General features: G+C 55.1%; 7 protein-coding genes. 2 read left to right on the forward strand and 5 right to left on the reverse strand.

The features are described from left to right. Positions 1-1,674 (forward strand): DNA mismatch repair protein MutS (gene mutS / locus AB7E14_RS19345; RefSeq protein ID WP_428169814.1); only part of this gene is annotated, 1,674 nt, incomplete at its 5' end. Positions 1,675-1,767: 93 nt separating this feature from the next. Here the strand turns inward: mutS and AB7E14_RS19350 are convergent. From AB7E14_RS19350 to AB7E14_RS19360, 3 genes are read right to left on the reverse strand one after another with little or no spacing between them, the layout of a single operon-like run. Next, positions 1,768-2,004 (reverse strand): non-oxidative hydroxyarylic acid decarboxylases subunit D, encoded by a 237-nt coding sequence (locus AB7E14_RS19350; protein ID WP_042999548.1) that lies wholly within the window; start codon positions 2,002-2,004, stop codon positions 1,768-1,770. Between the two features lie 10 nt (positions 2,005-2,014). Further along, the gene (locus AB7E14_RS19355) at positions 2,015-3,442 is read right to left on the reverse strand and encodes a non-oxidative hydroxyarylic acid decarboxylases subunit C (protein ID WP_042999547.1); all 1,428 of its coding nucleotides are present in this window, start codon (positions 3,440-3,442) and stop codon (positions 2,015-2,017) included. Then, positions 3,442-4,035, reverse strand: a complete 594-nt coding sequence (locus AB7E14_RS19360) for a non-oxidative hydroxyarylic acid decarboxylases subunit B (protein WP_044255030.1) — start codon at positions 4,033-4,035, stop codon at positions 3,442-3,444. Before AB7E14_RS19360 ends, AB7E14_RS19355 begins: the two co-directional genes overlap by 1 nt. A 171-nt stretch (positions 4,036-4,206) precedes the next feature. On the opposite strand from AB7E14_RS19360, the gene AB7E14_RS19365 reads away from it, so the two are divergent. Continuing rightward, on the forward strand, positions 4,207-4,614 hold the full coding sequence (locus AB7E14_RS19365) for a MarR family winged helix-turn-helix transcriptional regulator (protein ID WP_316962021.1): 408 nt from the start codon (positions 4,207-4,209) through the stop codon (positions 4,612-4,614). 120 nt (positions 4,615-4,734) lie between these two features. On the opposite strand, the gene rpoS is transcribed toward AB7E14_RS19365, so the two are convergent. Together rpoS and AB7E14_RS19375 are read right to left on the reverse strand one after the other, a co-directional pair. Further along, a complete protein-coding gene (rpoS, locus tag AB7E14_RS19370; protein ID WP_428169815.1) occupies positions 4,735-5,727 on the reverse strand; it encodes an RNA polymerase sigma factor RpoS in 993 nt (330 codons plus the stop codon). 62 nt (positions 5,728-5,789) lie between these two features. Beyond that, the coding region (locus AB7E14_RS19375) for a peptidoglycan DD-metalloendopeptidase family protein (RefSeq protein ID WP_257704171.1) at positions 5,790-5,987 on the reverse strand (198 nt) is incomplete at its 5' end.

Raw genomic sequence — 5,987 nt, forward strand, 5'->3', positions numbered from 1 at the left:
TGCACCGTGACGCCGATGGGCAGCCGTATGCTCAAACGCTGGCTGCATATGCCGGTACGTGATACGAAAATCCTGACAGAACGTCAGCAAACCATTGGTTCATTACAGGATGCAACCAGCGAACTGCAGCCCGTGCTTCGCCAGGTGGGCGATCTGGAACGTATTCTTGCGCGTCTGGCACTGCGCACCGCGCGTCCGCGCGATCTCGCTCGCATGCGCCACGCTTTCCAGCAACTGCCGGAACTGCGTGCGCAACTGGAATCGGTGGACAGCGCCCCCGTACAAATGCTGCGTGAGAAAATGGGCGAATTCGCCGAACTGCGGGAACTGCTGGAACGAGCGGTCGTTGACGCTCCCCCGGTTCTCGTTCGTGACGGTGGTGTTATTGCGCCAGGCTACAACGAAGAGCTTGATGAGTGGCGCGCCCTGGCAGACGGTGCGACCGACTATCTCGACAGGCTGGAAATCCGTGAGCGCGAGCGTACCGGGCTGGACACGCTGAAAGTCGGCTTTAACGCGGTGCACGGTTATTACATCCAGATTAGCCGTGGGCAGAGCCACCTCGCACCAATCAACTACGTCCGTCGCCAGACGCTGAAAAACGCCGAGCGCTACATCATTCCGGAACTCAAAGAGTACGAAGATAAGGTTCTGACCTCCAAGGGCAAGGCGCTGGCGCTGGAAAAACAGCTCTATGATGAACTGTTCGACCTACTGCTACCACATCTGGCGGATCTGCAACAGAGCGCCAGTGCGCTGGCGGAACTCGATGTACTGGTGAATCTGGCCGAACGCGCGTACACGCTGAACTACACCTGCCCAACCTTCAGCGATAAGCCAGGTATTCGTATTACCGAGGGCCGCCATCCGGTGGTGGAGCAGGTCCTGAATGAGCCGTTTATCGCCAACCCGCTCGACCTCTCACCACAGCGCAGAATGCTGATCATTACCGGACCAAACATGGGCGGTAAAAGTACCTACATGCGCCAGACCGCGCTGATTGCCCTGCTGGCCTATATCGGTAGCTACGTACCGGCGCAGAAGGTGGAGATTGGTCCTGTCGATCGTATCTTTACCCGTGTAGGCGCGGCGGACGATCTGGCCTCCGGGCGCTCCACCTTCATGGTAGAGATGACCGAAACGGCCAACATTCTGCACAACGCCACTGAGAACAGCCTGGTGCTAATGGATGAGATTGGCCGCGGGACATCCACTTACGATGGCCTGTCGCTGGCGTGGGCATGTGCGGAAAATCTGGCGAATAAGATCAAAGCGCTGACGCTGTTCGCGACGCACTACTTCGAGCTGACACAGTTGCCGGAAAAAATGGAAGGCGTAGCCAACGTCCATCTCGACGCGTTAGAGCACGGCGATACCATTGCCTTTATGCATAGCGTGCAGGACGGTGCGGCCAGTAAGAGCTACGGCCTGGCGGTCGCAGCGCTGGCGGGCGTTCCGAAAGAGGTGATCAAACGTGCGCGACAGAAACTGCGCGAACTGGAGAGCATTTCACCCAACGCGGCGGCAACACAGGTGGATGGCACCCAGATGTCGCTGCTGTCCGTTCCCGAAGAGACCTCTCCTGCCGTTGAAGCACTGGAAAATCTCGACCCGGATTCGCTAACGCCCCGTCAGGCGCTGGAGTGGATCTATCGGCTGAAGAGTCTGGTGTAAGAAAAAGGCCCGATGCCGCTTTGCGTATCGGGCCACATATTAACGGTACTTTTCCCAGGTCGGATAAGGCCTCAGCCGCCATCCGGCACTCCGTCAGCGCTTATCTTCTGTCAGCAGCGGCGGAATAGTGGGTACCATCGGCGCCTCATCGATATCTTTCTGCGTCATACGAAACGCCTGCGGGTAGTGTTCGCGGCTGGTACGACGTAGCGGCTCCGTATCACGCCAGGTGTACAGGCAATGTTGGCACTGATACACCGTCCAGACGCCTTTCACTGGCGAGGTCGCCATCACTTCAATATGTTCATCAGCACAACGTGGGCAAATCATCTGAGGCTCCTTATTTACGGTTGGCCAGCATGGCAGTCAGCTTTTCAGCCCAGGCTTTGGTTTCCGGGAGATCGCACACCGGCTGGCTATAGTGACCACGGTTATCCGGCGCAACGGGCGTGGTGGCGTCGATAATCAGCTTATCGGTGATCCCCGCCGGACTTGAGCCCGGATCCAGTTCCAGTACTGACATATTCGGTAGCTGAACCAGATCCCCCGCCGGGTTGACTTTCGACGACAGCGCCCACATCACCTGCGGCAGGTTGAACGGATCGACATCTTCATCCACCATAATTACCATCTTCACGTAACCCAGCCCGTGTGGCGTGGTCATCGCACGCAATCCCACCGCTCGCGCAAAACCACCGTAGCGTTTTTTGGTCGAGATAATCGCCAGCAGGCCGTGGGTATACATGGCGTTAACCGCCTGCACTTCCGGGAACTCCGCTTTTAGTTGCTGATACAGCGGAACGCAGGTGGCCGGTCCCATCAAATAGTCTATTTCTGTCCACGGCATACCGAGATAAAGGGATTCAAAAATCGGTTTACTGCGATACGACACCTTATCAATACGCACAACCGTCATATTGCGACCACCGGAATAGTGGCCAGTAAACTCGCCAAACGGCCCTTCAATTTCACGTTTGCGGCTTTCAATCACCCCTTCCAGGATCACCTCCGATCCCCACGGCACATCAAACCCGGTCAACGGGGCGGTGGCGATGGGATACGGGCTTTCGCGTAGCGCCCCCGCCATTTCATATTCGGACTGATCGTACTTCAGCGGTGTCGCCCCCATCAGCGTGATGATCGGATCGTTACCCAGGGTGATAGCGATCGGCAGATCCTCGCCGCGCTCTTCCGCCTTATGCAGATGCAGCGCGATATCATGCATCGGTACCGGTTGCAGGCCCAGCTTACGCTTGCCCTTCACTTCCATTCGGTAGATACCGACGTTCTGCTTGCCGAAGTTGTCCGGGTCGAGCGGATCGCGGGAGACTACGCAGGCTTTATCCAGGTAAAATCCGCCATCGCCGTCGTTCAGGCGAAACAGCGGCAGAATATCGAACAGGTTAATCGCTTCGCCATCGACACTGTTTTCCGCCCATGCCGGATTCGCGCGGCGTTCCGGGGTGACCGGGAACTTATCCCAGCGACGAATAAACTCATCTATCTGCTTTTTCACTGGCGTATTCGGCGGTAAGCCCAATGAAATGGCATGATTTTGCCAGGAGCCGATGGTATTCATCGCCACACGCGCGTCGGTAAAACCACGAATATTATCGAACCATAGCGCCGGTGCGCCGTCGCCAATACGGCCAGTGGCGTTGGCAGCCGCGGCCAGATCCGGCTCCGCATTCACCTCTTCACTGATTTTCAGCAATTGTCCCTGGTCGTCGAGCGCCTGCAAAAAGCTGCGCAAATCATCAAATGCCATTATTCATTCTCCTGTGAAAAATTCTGTGCCTGCGCTAATCCCTGCCAGCGACGCGCATGCGGGTGCTCCAGCGCAAACTGGTCCAGTACGCGGGCCACGATGTGTTGCGTAATATCATCAACGGACTGTGGATGGTTATAGAAAGCAGGCATGGGCGGCACCATCGCCACGCCCATGCGTGAAAGCGCGAGCATGTTTTCGAGATGCACCGTACTGAGCGGCATTTCACGCGGCACCAGCACCAACTTGCGCCCTTCTTTCAGCACCACGTCGGCAGCGCGTCCCACCAGACCGTCGGCGTAGCCTGCGCGTATTCCAGCCAGGGTTTTCATGCTGCAAGGAATAACGATCATGCCGTCGGTACGAAACGAACCTGACGAGATGGTCGCCGCCTGATCCGCCGGGCTGTGGCAAAAATCGGCCAGTCCGGCAACATCGCGCGCACGGTATGGCGTTTCCAGTTCAATGGTGGTTTTGGCCCATTTCGACATCACCAGATGCGTTTCCACATCCGGCATCTTCCGCAGCGCCTGCAACAGTGCTACACCCAGCGGCGCTCCCGTTGCCCCGGTCATCCCCACAATCAGTCTCATTCATCACTCCACAAATTGTTCGTATACGAACGTTTAATATAAATTACCCCTGTAAAACAGCGACGACAAGAGCGGCCCGTTTTTTCCGCACGTATTGCTTAAGATTTCCTCGTTATAAAACGCGGTGTTACCCGTTATGATAGGAGAAATGATTTTTAGCCTGGAGTTTTCATGGAGTTACGGAATAAAGCGTTTCACCTGTTACGCCAGCTGTTCCAACAACATACGGCGCGTTGGCAGCATGCGTTGCCGGATCTGACTAAACCACAGTACGCGGTGATGCGTGCCATTGCGGAACGTCCCGGTATTGAACAGGTTAATCTGATGGAGGCCGCCGTCAGTACCAAAGCGACGCTGGCAGAAATGCTAAGCCGAATGGAAAAACGCGGGCTGGTGAGGCGTGGAAACGATCCGCTGGATAAACGTCGCCGCTTCGTTTATCTGACCCCTGAAGGAGAAGCCTTGCTGAAGGTAAGCATGCCGTTGGGAAATCGGGTGGATGAGGAATTTCTGGGACGGTTGAATGACGAGGAACGCGCGCAATTCGCCCTGCTAATCAAGAAAATGATGCCTGATTAACAAACCTGAGTAAGCATGAAAATGCTCCCGTCTGCCTTCACCCGCAAAAAACACAGCGTAGTCAGCCAGAAAGAAGAAGGCCAGCCTCAAAGAGGCTGGCCTTTCTTGTTAGAACGGTGCTTACTCGCGGAACAGCGCTTCGATATTCAGCCCTTGAGTCTGCAGAATTTCACGCAGACGGCGAAGGCCTTCAACCTGAATCTGACGAACACGTTCACGAGTCAGACCGATTTCGCGGCCCACATCTTCCAGTGTTGCAGCTTCATAACCCAGCAGACCGAAACGACGTGCCAGCACCTCACGCTGTTTGGCGTTCAGTTCGAACAGCCATTTGACGATGCTCTGTTTCATATCATCATCTTGCGTGGTGTCTTCCGGACCGTTCTCTTTCTCATCGGCCAGGATATCCAGCAACGCTTTTTCGGAATCGCCACCCAACGGGGTGTCTACCGAGGTAATGCGCTCGTTTAGACGAAGCATACGGCTAACGTCATCAACCGGTTTATCCAGCTGTTCTGCAATTTCTTCCGCGCTCGGTTCGTGGTCCAGTTTATGGGACAACTCACGCGCGGTACGCAGATAAACGTTCAGCTCTTTAACGATGTGGATCGGCAGTCGAATGGTACGGGTTTGGTTCATGATAGCCCGTTCAATCGTCTGGCGAATCCACCAGGTTGCGTATGTGGAGAAGCGGAACCCACGTTCCGGGTCAAACTTCTCAACGGCACGGATAAGCCCCAGATTGCCCTCTTCAATCAGATCCAGCAACGCCAGACCACGATTGCCATAACGGCGGGCAATTTTCACCACCAGACGCAGGTTACTTTCAATCATCCGACGGCGTGAGGCGACATCTCCACGCAGTGCGCGACGCGCAAAATACACTTCTTCTTCGGCCGTTAACAGTGGCGAATAACCAATCTCACCAAGGTAAAGCTGAGTCGCGTCCAACACACGCTGTGTGGCCCCCTGCGATAACAGCTCTTCTTCAGCCAAATCGTTATCACTGGGTTCCTCTTCAACTAAGGCTTTTTCGTCAAAAACCTCAACTCCGTACTCATCAAACTCCGCGTCTTCATTTAAATCATGAACTTTCAGCGTATTCTGACTCATAAGGTGGCTCCTACCCGTGATCCCTTGACGGAACTAGCAAGTGTCAGCCTGGTTCCGTCGCTTTATCGCTGCGGTAAATAACGCAGCGGGTTTACGGATTTCCCCTTGTAACGAATTTCAAAATGCAAACGTGTAGAACTGGTTCCGGTGCTACCCATCGTCGCTATTTTTTGTCCTGCCTTCACTTCTTGTTGTTCCCGGACCAGCATTGTATCGTTATGAGCGTAGGCACTCAGGTAATCATCGTTGTGTTTGATGAT

The sequence above is a fragment of the Citrobacter sp. genome (genome assembly GCF_050252275.1).
Classification (GTDB): domain Bacteria; phylum Pseudomonadota; class Gammaproteobacteria; order Enterobacterales; family Enterobacteriaceae; genus Citrobacter_A; species Citrobacter_A amalonaticus.